This is a genomic window from Streptomyces sp. NPDC127097, from assembly GCF_042724075.1.
Lineage (GTDB): Bacteria > Actinomycetota > Actinomycetes > Streptomycetales > Streptomycetaceae > Streptomyces.
The window spans coordinates 111,688-126,343 of record NZ_JBHXFI010000001.1 but is presented as its reverse complement, the minus strand read 5'-3'; the positions used below and the strand labels follow the sequence as shown (position 1 = coordinate 126,343).

The 14,656-nt window shown below is 71.5% G+C and carries 12 protein-coding genes; 5 read left to right on the top strand and 7 right to left on the bottom strand.

What is annotated here, in order from left to right; translation table 11 throughout:
• Nucleotides 1-4,841 (bottom strand): beta strand repeat-containing protein (locus ACFWJW_RS00510; protein ID WP_387232738.1); only part of this gene is annotated, 4,841 nt, incomplete at its 3' end.
• Nucleotides 4,842-5,535: 694 nt separating this feature from the next.
• Here ACFWJW_RS00510 and ACFWJW_RS00505 point away from each other — a divergent pair.
• Nucleotides 5,536-6,075: a GNAT family N-acetyltransferase gene (locus ACFWJW_RS00505; protein ID WP_387232736.1), complete on the top strand. Its 540-nt coding sequence runs from the start codon at nt 5,536-5,538 to the stop codon at nt 6,073-6,075.
• A gap of 43 nt (nt 6,076-6,118) precedes the next feature.
• Here ACFWJW_RS00505 and ACFWJW_RS00500 read toward each other — a convergent pair whose 3' ends face one another.
• Nucleotides 6,119-7,531 carry a PLP-dependent aminotransferase family protein gene (locus tag ACFWJW_RS00500; RefSeq protein ID WP_387232733.1) on the bottom strand — a complete coding sequence of 471 codons (1,413 nt, stop codon included), beginning with the start codon at nt 7,529-7,531 and terminating at the stop codon, nt 6,119-6,121.
• 47 nt (nt 7,532-7,578) lie between these two features.
• Between ACFWJW_RS00500 and ACFWJW_RS00495 the strand changes: the two genes are divergently transcribed.
• The 3 genes from ACFWJW_RS00495 to ACFWJW_RS00485 are packed head-to-tail and all read left to right on the top strand — an operon-like array spanning nt 7,579 to nt 9,343.
• Nucleotides 7,579-8,097: a carboxymuconolactone decarboxylase family protein gene (locus ACFWJW_RS00495; protein WP_387232730.1), complete on the top strand. Its 519-nt coding sequence runs from the start codon at nt 7,579-7,581 to the stop codon at nt 8,095-8,097.
• Nucleotides 8,094-8,603 (top strand): carboxymuconolactone decarboxylase family protein, encoded by a 510-nt coding sequence (locus tag ACFWJW_RS00490; RefSeq protein WP_387232728.1) that lies wholly within the window; start codon nt 8,094-8,096, stop codon nt 8,601-8,603. Before ACFWJW_RS00495 ends, ACFWJW_RS00490 begins: the two co-directional genes overlap by 4 nt.
• The gene (locus ACFWJW_RS00485) at nt 8,600-9,343 is read left to right on the top strand and encodes an isocitrate lyase/phosphoenolpyruvate mutase family protein (RefSeq protein WP_387232727.1); all 744 of its coding nucleotides are present in this window, start codon (nt 8,600-8,602) and stop codon (nt 9,341-9,343) included. The genes ACFWJW_RS00490 and ACFWJW_RS00485 overlap by 4 nt, the downstream gene beginning before the upstream one ends.
• Nucleotides 9,344-9,346: 3 nt before the next feature.
• Here the strand turns inward: ACFWJW_RS00485 and ACFWJW_RS00480 are convergent, their stop codons facing one another.
• Complete coding sequence (locus ACFWJW_RS00480; protein WP_387233414.1) at nt 9,347-9,805, bottom strand: carboxymuconolactone decarboxylase family protein; 459 nt, start codon at nt 9,803-9,805, stop codon at nt 9,347-9,349.
• Between the two features lie 142 nt (nt 9,806-9,947).
• Between ACFWJW_RS00480 and ACFWJW_RS00475 the strand changes: the two genes are divergently transcribed.
• Nucleotides 9,948-11,375 (top strand): PLP-dependent aminotransferase family protein, encoded by a 1,428-nt coding sequence (locus ACFWJW_RS00475; protein WP_387232725.1) that lies wholly within the window; start codon nt 9,948-9,950, stop codon nt 11,373-11,375.
• A gap of 97 nt (nt 11,376-11,472) precedes the next feature.
• On the opposite strand, the gene ACFWJW_RS00470 is transcribed toward ACFWJW_RS00475, so the two are convergent.
• The 4 genes from ACFWJW_RS00470 to ACFWJW_RS00455 all read right to left on the bottom strand — a co-directional run bounded on the left by ACFWJW_RS00470 (nt 11,473) and on the right by ACFWJW_RS00455 (nt 14,656).
• Nucleotides 11,473-12,618: a trypsin-like serine peptidase gene (locus tag ACFWJW_RS00470; RefSeq protein ID WP_387232722.1), complete on the bottom strand. Its 1,146-nt coding sequence runs from the start codon at nt 12,616-12,618 to the stop codon at nt 11,473-11,475.
• Between the two features lie 420 nt (nt 12,619-13,038).
• Nucleotides 13,039-13,176: a hypothetical protein gene (locus tag ACFWJW_RS00465; protein ID WP_387232719.1), complete on the bottom strand. Its 138-nt coding sequence runs from the start codon at nt 13,174-13,176 to the stop codon at nt 13,039-13,041.
• Nucleotides 13,177-13,274: 98 nt separating this feature from the next.
• The gene (locus tag ACFWJW_RS00460; RefSeq protein WP_387232716.1) at nt 13,275-13,487 is read right to left on the bottom strand and encodes a hypothetical protein; all 213 of its coding nucleotides are present in this window, start codon (nt 13,485-13,487) and stop codon (nt 13,275-13,277) included.
• A 176-nt stretch (nt 13,488-13,663) separates the two neighbouring features.
• On the bottom strand, nt 13,664-14,656 hold the full coding sequence (locus ACFWJW_RS00455) for an ABC transporter substrate-binding protein (protein ID WP_387232713.1): 993 nt from the start codon (nt 14,654-14,656) through the stop codon (nt 13,664-13,666).

The following is a 14,656-nucleotide window of genomic DNA, read 5'->3' as shown; positions in this document are numbered from 1 at the left end:
GCGGTCACCAGACCGCTGGTGCTCACACTGGTCGTACCGCCACTGAGCGAGCCGGTCAGCGCCACCGTGGTCACACCATCCGTCGCCACGAACGTCACCGTGCCCGTGGGCGTACCCGCACCCGGCGCGACCGGCGAGACCGTCGCCGTGAAGGTCACCGTCTCCCCCACGACCGACGGGTCCGGCGTCGTGGAGACCGTCGTGGTCGTCGATGCCTGGCCCACGGTCTGGGTGTCCGTGCCGACCGAGCCGACGAAGCTTCCGTCACCGCTGTAGGTCGCGGTCACGGCGTACACGCCCGCGGTCACCAGACCGCTGGTGGTCACGCTGGTCGTACCGCCACTGAGGGTGCCGGTCAGCGTCACCGTGGTCACACCGTCCGTCGCCACGAACGTCACCGTGCCCGACGGCGTGCCCGCACCGGGCGCGACCGGCGCGACGGTGGCCGTGAAGGTCACCGGCTGCCCCACCACCGACGGGTCCGGCGACGAGGTGACCGTCGTGGTCGTCAGCGCAAGGGTCACCGTGTGCGTGTCCGTGCCACTGGACCCGGTGAAGTTGGCGTCACCGCTGTAGGTCGCCGTGACGGTGTGGGTGCCGACGGTCAACGCGTTCGTCGAGACGGTCGCCGTCCCGCCGGACAGTGTGCCGGTCAGGGTCGGGCCGCCGGTGACGACGAAGGTGACCGTCCCGGTCGGAGTGCCCGCGCCCGGCGCGACCGGTGCGACCGTCGCCGTGAAGGTCACCGTCTCACCGAACACCGACGGGTCGGGGGCCGAGGTGACCGTCGTGGTCGTCGACGCCTGGCCCACCGTCTGGGTGTCCGTACCGACCGAGCCGGCGAAGTTCGCGTCGCCGCTGTAGGTCGCGGTCACGTTGTAAGTGCCCGCGGTCACCAGCCCGTTGGTGCTGACGCTGGTGGTACCGCCGCTGAGGGTGCCGGTCAGCGTCACCGTGGTCACACCGTCGGTGGCCACGAACGTGACCGTGCCGGTCGGTGTACCCGCACCGGGCGCGACCGGCGCGACGGTCGCGGTGAAGGTCACCGTCTCCCCCACGACGGACGGATCCGGAGCCGTGGAGACCGTGGTCGTGGTCGCCGCCTGACCCACGGTCTGGGTGTCCGTACCGACCGACGAGCTGAAGTTGGCGTCACCGCTGTAGGTCGCGGTGACCGTGTGCGTGCCGACGCCCAGCGCACTCGTCGAGACGCTCGCCGTCCCGCCGGAGAGGGTGCCGGTCAGGGTCGGGCCGCCGCTGATGACGAAGGTGACCGTCCCGGTCGGGGTGCCCGCGCCCGGCGCGACCGGCGCGACCGTCGCCGTGAAGGTCACCGTCTCCCCGAAGACCGACGGGTCGGGGGCCGAGGTGACCGTAGTGGTCGTCGCTGCCTGGCCTACCGTCTGGGTGTCCGTGCCGACCGACCCGACGAAGCTTCCGTCACCGCTGTAGGTCGCGGTCACGGCGTACACGCCCGCGGTCACCAGACCGCTGGTGGTCACGCTGGTCGTACCACCGCTGAGGGTGCCGGTCAGCGTCACCGTGGTCACACCATCGGTCGCCACGAACGTCACCGTGCCCGACGGCGTGCCCGCACCGGGCGCGACCGGCGCGACGGTGGCCGTGAAGGTCACCGGCTGCCCCACCACCGACGGATCCGGCGACGAAGTGACCGTCGTGGTCGTCAGCGCCGGAAGCACGGTCTGGGTGTCGGTGTCACTGGAGCCGGAGTAGTTCGCGTCGCCGCTGTACGTCGCCGTAACGGTGTGGGTGCCGACGGTCAACGCGTTCGTCGAGACGGTCGCCGTCCCGCCGGACAACGTGCCGGTCAGGGTCGGACCGCCGGTGACGACGAAGGTGACCGTCCCGGTCGGAGTACCCGCGCCCGGCGCCACCGGAGCGACCGTCGCCGTGAAGGTCACCGTCTCACCGAACACCGACGGGTCCGGCGACGAGGTGACCGTCGTGGTCGTCGACGCCTGGCCAACTGTCTGCGTGTCCGTACCGACCGAGCCGGCGAAGCTCGCGTCGCCGCTGTAGGTCGCGGTCACGGTGTACACGCCGGCGGTCACCAGCCCACTGGTGGTCACGCTGGTCGTACCGCCGCTGAGGGTGCCGGTCAGCGTCACCGTGGTCACACCGTCCGTCGCCACGAACGTCACCGTGCCCGTGGGCGTACCCGCACCCGGCGAAACCGGCGCGACGGTGGCCGTGAAGGTCACCGGCTGCCCCACCACGGACGGGTCGGGGGCCGAGGTGACCGTAGTGGTGGTGGCTGCCTGGTTGACCGTCTGGGTGTCCGTACCGGACGAGGCAGTGAAGTTGGCGTCGCCGCTGTAGGTCGCCGTGACCGTGTGCGAACCGACACTCAACGCGCTGCTCGTGACGCTCGCCGTCCCGCCGGACAGGGTGCCGGTCAAGGTCGGACCACCGGAGATGACGAAAGTGACCGTCCCGGTCGGGGTGCCCGCACCGGGCGCCACCGGAGCGACGGTCGCCGTGAACGTCACCGGCTCACCGAACACCGACGGATCCGGCGCCGAGGTGACCGTAGTGGTGGTGGCTGCCTGGTTGACCGTCTGGGTGTCCGTACCGGACGAGGCGGTGAAGTTCGCGTCGCCGCTGTAGGTCGCCGTGACCGTGTGCGAACCGACACTCAACGCGCTCGTCGTCACGCTCGCGGTCCCCCCGGAGAGGGTGCCGGTCAGGGTCGGACCACCGGAGATGACGAAAGTGACCGTCCCGGTCGGGGTGCCCGCACCGGGCGCCACCGGCGCCACGGTGGCCGTGAAGGTTACCGGCTGCCCCACCACGGACGGGTCCGGCGACGAAGTGACCGTCGTGGTCGTCAGCGCCGGGAGCACGGTCTGGGTGTCGGTGTCACTGGAGCCGGAGTAGTTCGCGTCTCCGCCGTAGGTCGCGGTGACGGTGTAAGTGCCCGCGGTCACCAGCCCGTTGGTGCTGACGGTCGCGACGCCGGCGCCGTCGAGGGTGCCGGTGAGGGACACCGTGGTGACCCCGTTCGTGATGACGAAACCGACGGTTCCGGTCGGAACGCCGCCACCGGGGAACACCGGCCCCACAAAGGCCGTGAAGTTGACCGTCTGGCCCACCACGGAGGGGTCGGGGAACGAGGTGACCGTAGTGGTGGTCGCTGCCTGGTTGACGGTCTGGGTGTCCGTACCGACCGACGAGGTGAAGTTGGCGTCGCCGCTGTAGGTCGCGGTGACCGTGTGGGTGCCGACGCTCAGCGCGCTCGTCGAGACGCTCGCCGTCCCTCCGGAGAGGGTGCCGGTCAAGGTCGGACCACCGGAGATGACGAAGGTGACCGTCCCGGTCGGCGTCCCCGCGCCGGGCGCTACCGGGGCGACCGTGGCCGTGAAGGTCACCGACTGGCCCACCACCGACGGGTCCGGCGACGAGGTGACCGTGGTGGTCGTCGCTGCCTGGTTCACCGTCTGGGTGTCCGTACCGACCGACGAGGTGAAGTTGGCGTCGCCGCTATAGGTCGCGGTGACCGTATGCGTACCGGCGGAAAGGGCACTCGTGCTGACGGTCGCCGTGCCCCCGGAGAGGGTGCCGGTCAGCGTCGGGCCACCGGAGATGACGAAAGTGACGGTGCCGGTCGGGGTGCCCGCACCCGGCGGCACCGGGGCGACCGTGGCCGTGAAGGTCACCGACTGGCCGACGACCGACGGGTCCGGCGAGGACGTCACCGTGGTGGTCGTCGCTGCCTGGCCCACCGTCTGGGTGTCCGTGCCCACGGAGGAGTTGAAGTTGGCATCACCGCTATAGGTCGCGGTGACCGTATGCGTACCGGCGGAAAGGGAACTGGTACTGACGCTCGCCGTGCCCCCGGAGAGGGTGCCGGTCAGCGTCGGACCACCACTGATGACGAAAGTGACCGTGCCCGTCGGCGTCCCCGCACCCGGCGCCACCGGGGCGACCGTGGCCGTGAACGTCACCGACTGGCCGACCGCCGACGGGTCCGGCGACGAGGTGACCGTGGTCGTCGTCGACGCCTTGTTGACCGTCTGGGTGTCGGTACCGCTCGACGGCGCGAAGCTGCCGCTGCCGCTGTAGGTCGCGGTAACGGTGTGGGGGCCCACACCGAGGCTGCTGGTGGTGACCGTCGCCGTGCCGCCGACGAGCGGGGCGGTCAGCGTGCCGCCCCCGGTACCGCTGATGACGAAGGTGACCGTCCCGGTCGGGGTGCCCGAGCCGGGCGGGACGGGTGCGACGGTGGCCGTGAAGGTCACCGGCTGTCCGAAGACCGACGGGTCGGGGGACGAGGTGACCGTGGTGGTCGTCGGCGTCAGGACCTGCTGCACCGTCTGCGTATCGGTCCCGGACGACGCATTGAACTGCGCATTGCCGCTGTATGTCGCGGTGATGAGATGGGTGCCCGGGGTGAGACTGCTGGTGGTGACGGTCGCCGTGCCACCGACGAGCGGGGCGGTCAGGGTGCCGCCCCCGCCACCGGCGATGACGAAGGTGACCGTGCCGGTCGGGGTGCCCGCACCGGGCGCGACCGGCGAGACGGTGGCGGTGATGGAGACCGGCTGTCCGAAGTTCGACGGGTCCGGCGACGAGGTCACCACGGTGGAGGTCGACGCCTTGACGATCGTGATGGACCCGAGGCCGCTGGACGGTGAGAATTGGGGGCTGCCGTTGTAGTTCGCAGTGAAGGTATGAAAACCGATGGGGATACCGGTCGTGGTGACGGTCGCGGTGCCACCTACGAGCGGTGCGGTCAGGGTGGGTCCGCCGGCGACGACAAAGGTCACGGTGCCGGTGGGTGTCCCCAGGCCCAGTGGAATGACGGTGGCGGTCAGCGTCACCGGCTGTCCGAAGACAGCCGGGTTTGGCGCTGCGGACGCCAAAGTGAAGGTGGGTGCCATGCTATGGCCCTCCGGTTGCTGGATGTAGGCGGGCCGTTCCGCTCCCCGCGGAGCTTGTGGTTCTGCGGGAAGTGGGCATCAACCTGGGGACCAGGCTTGGTAATGACAGCGACGTTGATTCGCACCTGCATACCAACGCCATCCGCCAGGTAGGCAACCCGCCGGTCGATAGCATCAGTAGGCGCGCCGATCATGCCGCCACGCCATAGGCGTCACACCCATTTACCCTGAATGGCGCAGCGCGAAGAGGCGCCCAGGACACAGCGGGGCGCGCGCCACCGGGCGCAGTCGTGACAGGCGTCGGCACTGGTGACGTGCGGTCAGTACGGGACGCCGCCGGGAGCGGCGCCGGCACCACCCTCAACGCCGTTGTGCAACCGCGCAGTTGAGTGCCGCGGCGTACGCGGGTGGGGAGTGGCCGGCCATTCGCTTGATTTGCCAGCGCAACGCATTCGCGGGGTCGGGCGAGCGGGGCGACTCCTCTCCCTCTTGTGGCCTCAACCGGCTATCTACGCAAGGGAGTTGGTCGGGCGAGAGGCGACTTTTCGCCAGCCGTCCGGATCAACCGCCGTCTACGCTGGTCAATGGATCGGGGCAAGATCCCGTTCACCCCCGAGGACGGAGGAGCCAGACCATGACCCAGCACGCCCGAGCACTGGAACAGCTGCCCGGACAGCTGACGTTGCGCCGCCCGGTTCCCGCCGATCACGCGCGGCTTCAGCAGGCCCTCGGCGACTGGTGGGACGGTCTGGGCGGCGAAGCGGGCGCGCAGCAGCGCCGGCTGCTCGTACCGCGCCTCTGGCTTCAGCACTTCGCCGACACCAGCTTCCTGGTCGAGCGGCCCGACCAGACCCTGCACGCCTTTCTGATCGGCTTCCTGTCCCAGACGGACCCCCGGACCGCGTACATCCACTTCGCGGGCGTGTGCCCGGAGGGCCGGCGGGAGGGCATGGGCAGCACCCTCTACGACCGCTTCTTCACTACGGCCCGCGCGGCCGGCCGTAGCCAGGTCCGCTGCATCACCAGCCCCAACAACCGCAACTCCATCGCGTACCACACCCGGATGGGATTCCAGCTGGAGCCGGGCGACCGGATCGACGATGACGGCGTCCCGGTGCACGGCGACTACGACGGGCCGGGGCTGGACCGGGTGTCGTTCGTCCGGGAGTTGTAGGGCAGCTGAGAACCGGCAGCGGGCGCCGGTGCACGGCCGTCCGTCACTCCCCCGGCGGCAGCGCCCTGAGCAGGGCGTCCAGGGCGTGGGTGAAGGAGTGGTCGGGCGGGGTGCCGTAGGCCACCACCAGGGCGTCGCGGGAGGCCGATGGGGCGGCGGGGTCGTGGAAGCGGCTCAGGCCCTCCAGGGCGAGGCCCTGCCAGCGGGCGCCCTGGATGATGGACTGCTCGGTGCCGGGCGGGAGTTCCAGCACGGCGTGGAGTCCGGCGGCGATGCCGGAGACATGGACGTGGGGCGCGCGGTCGGCCAGGGCGGCCACCAGCTGGTCGCGGCGCCGCCGGTAGCGCAGCCGCATGCCGCGCAGATGGCGGTCGTAGGCGCCGGAGGACAGGAATTCGGCGAGGGTGAGCTGGTCCAGGGTGCCGGACTGCCATTCGCCGGTGCCCTTGAGCGCCAGCACCGGGTCGACCAGCCGGTCCGGCAGCACCATCCAGGACAGCCGCAGCGCGGGGGCGAGGCTCTTGCTGGCGGTGCCCAGGTAGACGACGTGGTCGGGGTCCAGCCCCTGGAGCGCGCCGACCGGCTGGCGGTCGTAGCGGAACTCGCCGTCGTAGTCGTCCTCCAGGATGAAACCCCCGGTGGACCGCGCCCAGTTGACGGCGGCGGCGCGGCGGTCGGGGTGCAGCGGGACACCGGTGGGGAACTGATGGGCGGGGGTGAGCAGCGCCGCCCGTACGTCGTCGAGCCCGGCCAGCTCCTCGGTGCGGGCGCCGCGTTCGTCCACGAGGAGCGGGACGGTGGCCAGGCCGGCGCGGGTGATGACGGCGCGGTGGAAGTCCAGGCCGTACGACTCGACGGCCAGCCGCCCGGTGCCCAGCGCCCGGCTGAGCAGCGCCAGCCCCTGCATGAAGCCGGCGCAGATGACGATGCGGTCGGGGTCGGCGCGTACCCCGCGGGCGCGGGCGAGGTAGTCAGCGAGGACGGTGCGGAGTTCGGGGCGGCCGCTCGGGGTGCCGTAGCCGAATGCCTCGCTGGGGGCGGTGGTCAGGGCGCGGCGGGCGGCGGCGAGCCAGGCGGTGCGGGGGAAGGCGGAGACATCGGGGGTGCCCGGCATGAGGTCGAAGCGCGGCCGGTCGGCGCGGCCGGCCGGGCCCGGGGTGCGCCGCGAGACGGGCGTGGCGCGCGGCAGGACCCGCTCCGCCACGCGGGTGCCGGAGCCCTGCCGTGCGCTCAGCCAGCCCTCGGCGACGAGTTCGGCGTAGGCGTCGGCGACGGTGTTGCGGGCGATGCCGAGGTCGGCGGCGAGCGAGCGGGAGGACGGCAGCCGGGTGCCGGGGGTCAGCCGGCCGGACCGTACGGCCTCCCGCAGGGCGTGCAGCAGCGCGGCCCGCAGCCCGCCGGGGCCGGTGAGGTCGAGGTGCAGATCGCGACCGAAAGTGGCCCAGGAATTCCCCATGGAAGTGGACCATACAGCTGTGCCATTGCCGCCGTAGCGTCGTAGCCATGACGACCACACCAACAGCACGCACGACGACACCGGCCACGGCCTCCGGGACGGCGGAGGGCGCCCCGCACCGGCACGGCCCCCGGCTGCACTGGGCGAAACTCGCGCCGGACGTCTACAAGGCCATGATCGCGCTGGATGCGGCGGCGAAGCAGGGCCTCGACCCGACGCTGGTCGAGCTGGTCAAGATCCGTGCGTCGCAGCTCAACCACTGCGCCTTCTGCATCGATATGCACATCAAGGACGCCCGCGAGGCCGGCGAGACCGAGCAGCGCGTCTACCTCCTCAACGCCTGGGAGGAGGCCGCCGGCCACTACACCGACAAGGAGCAGGCCGCCCTCGCCCTCACCGAGGCGATCACCCTCCTCACCGACGGCTTCGTCCCGGACGCCGTCTACGACCGCGCCGCGGGCCACTTCGGCGACACCGAACTCGCCCAGCTCATCGCCCTGATCACCACCATCAACGCCTGGAACCGCTTCGGCGTCGCCACCCGCATGGCCCCGGGGCAGGCATGACGGCGACCGAGACCCCGCGTCTCCCCTTCTACCGGCTCGCGCCCGGCATCCATGGCCCGCTGCTGGCACTGACCCGGGCCGCCACGAAGGGCCTCGACCGGTCCCTGGTCGAGCTCCTCCTCATCCGGGCCTCGCAGCTCAACCACTGCGCGTTCTGCCTCGATATGCATGTCACGGACGCCCGCAAGGCCGGGGAGACCGACGAGCGGATCGCCCTCCTCGGCGCCTGGGAGGAGGCCACCGGTCTCTACTCCCCCAAGGAGCGGGCGGCCCTCGCCCTCACCGAGGCGGTGACCCTGCTGACCGACGGCTTCGTCCCGGACGAGGTCTACGACCGGGCCGCGGCGCACTTCGAGGACGCCGACCTCGTCCGCCTCATCGCCCTGATCACCGCGATCAACTCCTGGAACCGGATCAATGTCGCGGCCCGTATACCGGTGGGGGCGAGTCTGGCCCCGGCCGAAGCGGTCCCGGCCGAAGCGGCGCCGGCCGGAGGTGCGTCATGACGGCCACCGTGCTCCGTGCCCTGCACCACGGCCCCGACCTGCCGCTGGTCCTCCCCGGCCCGTGGGACGCGGCGAGCGCCCAGGTCTTCGCCGACGCCGGTTTCCCGGCGCTGGCCACCCCCAGCGCGGGCGTCGCGGCCTCCCTCGGCCACGCGGACGGCGCGACCCCGCCCGACGAGATGTTCGCCGCCGTCCGCCGTATCGCCCGCGCCGTCGACATCCCGGTGTCGGCGGACGTGGAAGCCGGATACGGCCTGTCCGCCCGGGAGTTGGTGGGCCGGCTCGCGGACGCCGGGGCGGTGGGCTGCAACCTGGAGGACACCGACCACGCCACCGGCCAACTACGGGACGCGCACCAGCAGGCCGACTGGCTGGCCGAGGTACGCGCCGAGGCGGGCGACGCCCTGGTGATCAACGCCAGGATCGACACCTACCTGCACGGCGCTCCGGACAAGGACGAGACGGTCCGCCGCGGCCGCCTGTACGCCGCGGCCGGTGCCGACTGCGTCTACCCGATCCTGGCCCCGCCGCCCCTGCTGGCCGACCTGGCCGGCGCCATCGGCCTCCCGGTCAATGCCGTGGTGACCCCCGACGGCCCCGCACCCCGCGAACTCGGCGCCCTGGGCGCGGCCAGGATCACCTTCGGCCCCGGACTCCAGCAGCGGGCGATGGCGGCCTTGACGGGGATGGCGGAGCGACTGCGGGAGGAGCTGGGAGGGGAGCCGGCGGCGGAGGGCTGAGCCCTACCGCTCGTCCGTCCCCGCCACCTTCCCCGTGCTCAGGGCGAGCCGGTTCCAGGTGTTGATGGTGAAGATCAGGGCCAGCAGACGGGCCAGTTCCGGCTCGTCGAAGTGGGCGGCGGCGCGCCGGTAGACCTCGTCCGGGACACCGCCCTGCGCCACCAGGGTCACGGCCTCGGTGAGGGCGAGGGCCGCCCGCTCCTTGGGAGTGAAGAAGTGGGCGGCCTCCTCCCAGACGGCGACCATGTGCAGGCGTTCCTCGCTCTCCCCGGCCTTACGGGCGTCGGTGGTGTGCATGTGCAGGCAGTACGCGCACTTGTTGAGCTGCGAGGACCGGATCTGGACCAGTTCCACGAGGGCCGGATCGAGACCCTCACGGGCCGCGGCGTCAAAGCCGATCAGCGCCTTGAACGCCTTCGGCGCGGCCTTCGCGAAATTGACCCGGGGGCTGCGTCCCGCCATCTCGTCCGCCACCTTCGCTCCGTCGGTCCGAGCCGTGATCCGTGCCGTGTTGTCTGCCGTGTTGTCTGCCGTGTCGATCTGCGCTTCGTTCGTCATGCCTTGAATCTAGAAGGGCAGGCGACCGGCTGTAGGGTGCATTCCCATGCCGGAATCATGGGTCAATCTCGCCGAGAGCCTGGGCGCCGATCTGCATCTGGAGCTGACCGGACCCGGCGGCCGCCGCGCCGTCCTCATCCGGGCGCTGCGGGACGCGGTACGGTCCGGGCGGCTCGCCCCCGGTACGCGGCTGCCGCCCTACCGCTCGCTCGCCGCCGACCTCGGCATCGCCCGTAACACCGTCGCCGACGCCTACGCCGAACTGGTCGCCGAGGGCTGGCTCAGCGCACGGCAGGGCTCCGGCACCCGCGTCGCCCACCGTGCGAAGCCGCTGACGCCCACCCGGGCCCCGGCCCACCGCGCCCCGGCGAGCCGCCCCACGCACAACCTCCTCCAGGGCCGGCCCGACGCCGCGTCCTTTCCGCGCACCGCCTGGCTCGCCGCCGCCCGCCGTGCGCTGACCGCCGCCCCGCACGACGCGTTCGGCCCCGGCGACCCGCGCGGCCGCCCCGAACTGCGCCGCGCCCTCGCCGACTACCTGGCGCGCACCCGTGGCGTACGCACCGACCCCGAACGCATCGTGATCTGCTCCGGCTTCGCCCACGCGCTGCGTCTGCTGCTGCCCGCCGTGCTCCCCGGGCCGCTCGCCGTCGAGTCCTACGGTCTGCCGTTCCACCGCCGGCTCCTGGCCACCGCCGGCCTGCGCACCCACCCCCTCGGCATCGACGCACACGGCGCCGACAGCGCGGAGTTGGCCGCGGCCCACGGCGTGCAGACGGCGCTGCTCACCCCGGCTCACCAGTTTCCGCTCGGTGTGCCGCTGCACCCCGACCGGCGCGCCGCGGTCATCAACTGGGCGCGGGAGAGCGGAAGCTACCTCCTCGAAGACGACTACGACGGGGAGTTCCGTTACGACCGCAAGCCCGTCGGGGCCCTCCAGGGCCTGGATCCGGAGCGCGTCCTCCATATCGGCTCGGTCAGCAAGAGCCTCTCCCCCGCGGTGCGGCTGGGCTGGATGGTGCTTCCGGACCGCCTCGTCGACGCCGTACTGGAGGCAAAGGGCGAGCGCGAGGGCTGGGCGGGCGTCACCGACCAGCTCACCCTCGCCGAGTTCCTCGCCCACGGCGCCTACGACCGGCACATCCGCCGGATGCGCCAGCGCTACCGCCGGCGCCGCGACCAGCTGATCGACGCGGTGACCGGCCATGCCCCACACCTCACCGTCACCGGCATCGCCGCCGGCCTGCACGCCGTCCTCCAACTCCCCGATGGCGCGGGCGAGTTGCACGAACAAGCGGCCCTGAGCGCCGCCCGCTGGCAGGGCCTGGCCCTCGACGGCCTGTCCGACTACCGCCACCCCGAGGCCACCATGGCCCCCCACCACGGCCTGGTCGTCGGCTATGCGGCCCCCAGCGACAGCGCCTTCCCCGCCGCCCTGGAGGCACTGTGCCGGGCGCTGCCGCCTCTGGGGTAGCGGCCTTGTGGGGCAGCGGCGGTGGGTGTGGCGGCGGTGGGCGCGGCGTCGGGGCCCTCCGCCGTCTCCGCGCCCTCCTCGCCGCCTCCGCGCCCCCCTACCGGTTCGCGAACTTCTGGCTGATGTTGGCGAAGACCTGCTGGGCCTCCGGGCCCAGGTGCGGGCCGGCCAGCCAGGTGTGGGCGTTGGAGCTGATCGAGGTGTTGGACACCAGGGTCAGCTTGCCGCCGCGGTTGACGAACCAGCCGCCGCCGGAGGTGCCGCCGGTCATGGTGCAGCCGATGCGGTTCATGGCGGGTGTGCCCTGCTGCATGACGAGGCGGCCGGGGCGGGCGGGGCAGTTCATCATGCGCGCGCCGTCGTAGGGGGGAGCCGCGGGGTAGCCGAAGGCGTCCAGGGAGCCGATCTGGTTCGCGGCGGGGGCGTTGAACCAGACCCGGGCGGCGTTGCCGACGGTCTCCTGGAGGGACTTGCCGCTGCCGTTCTCCGGCTTGACGTGCAGCACGGCGAAGTCGTAGGCGGAGCCGCCGTTGCCGGACTTCTCGCTGCCCATCTTGATCCACTCACCGGAGGTGGTGATCCAGTCGGCCCAGAACCGGCCGTAGGGCGTGACCTGTTGGGCGGGCGTGCTGTTGACCTGGTTCATCGGCACGCCGTTGTCGTTGTAGGACGGCACGAAGACGATGTTGCGCATCCAGCCGCCCTGCTTGCCGGAGTGCACACAGTGGCCCGCGGTCCACACCAGGTTGGACTTGCCCGGGTGCGCCGGGTCCTCGACGATCGTGCCGGAGCAGACCATCGGGCCCTTCGGGCTGTCGAAGAAGATCTTCCCGACCGGGGCCATGTGCTGGTGGTACGGCCGGGCGACCTGCTCGGCGGTGACCGGCCGCGGCTCGGGGTCCGTACCGTCGAACTCGCTTCCCGTGCCGGTGGCCTTGACGCCGATCTCCGGCGAGGTCTTCGCCTTGGCCAGCCGGTCCGACTTCCAGTGGTCCTTGATGATCGGGTTGGCGAAGTCCTTGGCGTCGCGGGCCCACTTGTCCCAGTCCTGCCAGCCGCCGTCCTTCCACTTCTTCAGATCGTCCAGGCTGGTCGGCGCGCCCTTGGGGAGCTTGAAGCCCCCGTCGGCCCGGTCCTTCTGGTCGGCGGCCGCACCGCCGTCGGGGCCGCAGGCGGTGACGGTGCCCGCGAGCAGTGCGACGAGTGCCGCGGCCGCGGCGGTGGAGCGGCGGATGGATGGCATGGAGCGGGAGTCCCCCTGGTACGGGGCGGCGCCGAGCGCGACAGCGCACCGTTGCCACCGTTAATTGTCATGTCCCTCATCGGGCTGCGCCCTACTATGCCGTCACTCCAGGGCCGCCGGGCAACCAGGTCCCGGCCGCATGGCACCGGCCGGGGACGGGACGTACCGCAATGTCACCTTCGCCGGTCCTGTTCCGGCCGGAGCGGCCCGCCTCGGGCCGACTCGCCGCGGATGACGCGGAGTTGGTGGTCGCGCGGCACCCACGGCGCGCGGAGGTCAGACACGTCATCGACACCGGCGGGCCGGGCAGCCGGCCCCGCAGCTCAGCGGATGCGCAGGCCCGCCGGCGGTGGAGCCGGTGCGGGCGCGCAGGCGGAGCCGGCGGCGCGCCGCACTGAAAGCGTCAGGCCCGCCGCGCGTTCACTCCGCGCTGCGGAGCTTGTCGAGCTGCCTCGCGAGGTCCTTCGTCTCCGCGATCAGCCGGTCGTGCGCCTGCTGCTGCTCCTTGCCGCCCTGCGCCTTGGAAGCCCCACCTTCCCGGGGTGATACCGAAGCCACGGCCCGAACCTGACCTCCGGATTATGAGGGATGACCCTTATGCCCACAATGGCCCATTTACAGCGTTTCGCCCCATCGATGGCCAGTCGGTGGCCGCTCTACCTGCGGGCCGTCCGCGGGTCCCGGTGGGCCGCGGCGGGCCGGCTCGTTCCGTAGCGGAAGTCCTGGAGCTGTTCGGCGGTGGGGTACCACTGTTTGCGGCAACGGCAGCACCACCAGCGCCAGTTGTCCCAGTCGGTGTTGGTGTGCGCGGTGTCCTTCCACAGCCGGTCGTCGCAGTCGGGGGTGGGGCAGGTCGGCGGCAGCGGCATGACGGGCCTTTCGTCGGTGACGGCTGCCCAGCCTTCTGGGCCGGGCGCCGCGCCGCGCGGTGGTTCGCCGGCCGCCACCCGAACGGGTAAGTCCGGCCCGCAAGGCCCCCGGAACGCGCTCGCGGGCAGCCGCACACACCGTGCGACTGCCCGCGGGTTCCGCGCTTCCCGTGCGGCTACTTCTTAGTCAGCCACTTCTTCCAGACCTCCGGGTGCTTCTCCACCCAGCGCTTCGCCGCCTCGTCGGCGGACAGACCGCCCGAGGCGATCGACTCGGAGACCTCGTTCTGGTCGTCCTTGGTCCACTTGAAGTTCTTCAGGAACGCCGCGGCACTGCCGCCCTTCTTGGCGAATTCCGTGTTGAAGTACTTCTGGAGGGGCGTGGTCGGATAGGCACAGTCGATGGACGTGGGGTCCTTGGTGCCCTTCTCCGCACAGGCATCGGTGTACTTGGGAAGCTTGACCTCCTCCATCGGCACCTGATTGAAGAGCCACTGCGGCTCGTACCAGTACGTCAGGAAGGGCTTCTTCTGCTTGGCGAACTGCTGGATCTGGGTGATCTGCGCCGCCTCGGAGCCCGCGAAGACGACCTCGTAATTGAGCTTGAGGTTCTTCACCAGCGCCTTGTCATTGGTGACATAGGACGGCGAACCGTCCATCAGCTGGCCCTTGTTGCCGCTCTCCGAGGTCTTGAGCTGGTCGGCGAACTTGTTGAGGTTCTTCCAGTCCTTGACCTCGGGGTGCTTGTCGGCCCAGTACTTGGGGACGTACCAGCCGATGTGGCCGGTGACGCCGTTGCCGCCACCCGCGGTGATCGTCTTCTTGTCCTTGACGTACCGCTGTTCCTGCTCGGGGTGGCCCCAGTCCTCCAGGATCGCGTCGACCCGGCCCTGGCTGAGGGCGTCCCAGGCGGGGATCTCGTCCACCTGGACGGTGTCGACGTGGTAGCCCATCTTCTTTTCGAGAAGGTACTTGGCGACCGCGACATTGGACTGGGCGCCGACCCAGGTCTGCACCGACAGGGTGACCGACTTGGAGCCCTTGGCCGCCGCGAACGGCGACGCCTGCTTGGTCATGTCGGCCTTGCCGCAGGAGGACAGGGAGAGGGAGAGGACCGCCGTGCCGGCCAGCGCGGCCGCCCCGATGATCATGGTGCGCTTACGGGACAT

Excerpts from the sequence above, each read along its gene's own strand:
- ACFWJW_RS00505 (WP_387232736.1), top strand. The coding sequence starts at position 5,536 with ATGACCCAGCACGCCCGAGCACTGGAACAGCTGCCCGGACAGCTGACG.
- ACFWJW_RS00500 (WP_387232733.1), bottom strand. The coding sequence starts at position 7,531 with ATGGGGAATTCCTGGGCCACTTTCGGTCGCGATCTGCACCTCGACCTC.
- ACFWJW_RS00495 (WP_387232730.1), top strand. The coding sequence starts at position 7,579 with ATGACGACCACACCAACAGCACGCACGACGACACCGGCCACGGCCTCC.
- ACFWJW_RS00490 (WP_387232728.1), top strand. The coding sequence starts at position 8,094 with ATGACGGCGACCGAGACCCCGCGTCTCCCCTTCTACCGGCTCGCGCCC.
- ACFWJW_RS00485 (WP_387232727.1), top strand. The coding sequence starts at position 8,600 with ATGACGGCCACCGTGCTCCGTGCCCTGCACCACGGCCCCGACCTGCCG.
- ACFWJW_RS00480 (WP_387233414.1), bottom strand. The coding sequence starts at position 9,805 with ATGGCGGGACGCAGCCCCCGGGTCAATTTCGCGAAGGCCGCGCCGAAG.
- ACFWJW_RS00475 (WP_387232725.1), top strand. The coding sequence starts at position 9,948 with ATGCCGGAATCATGGGTCAATCTCGCCGAGAGCCTGGGCGCCGATCTG.
- ACFWJW_RS00470 (WP_387232722.1), bottom strand. The coding sequence starts at position 12,618 with ATGCCATCCATCCGCCGCTCCACCGCCGCGGCCGCGGCACTCGTCGCA.
- ACFWJW_RS00460 (WP_387232716.1), bottom strand. The coding sequence starts at position 13,487 with ATGCCGCTGCCGCCGACCTGCCCCACCCCCGACTGCGACGACCGGCTG.
- ACFWJW_RS00455 (WP_387232713.1), bottom strand. The coding sequence starts at position 14,656 with ATGTCCCGTAAGCGCACCATGATCATCGGGGCGGCCGCGCTGGCCGGC.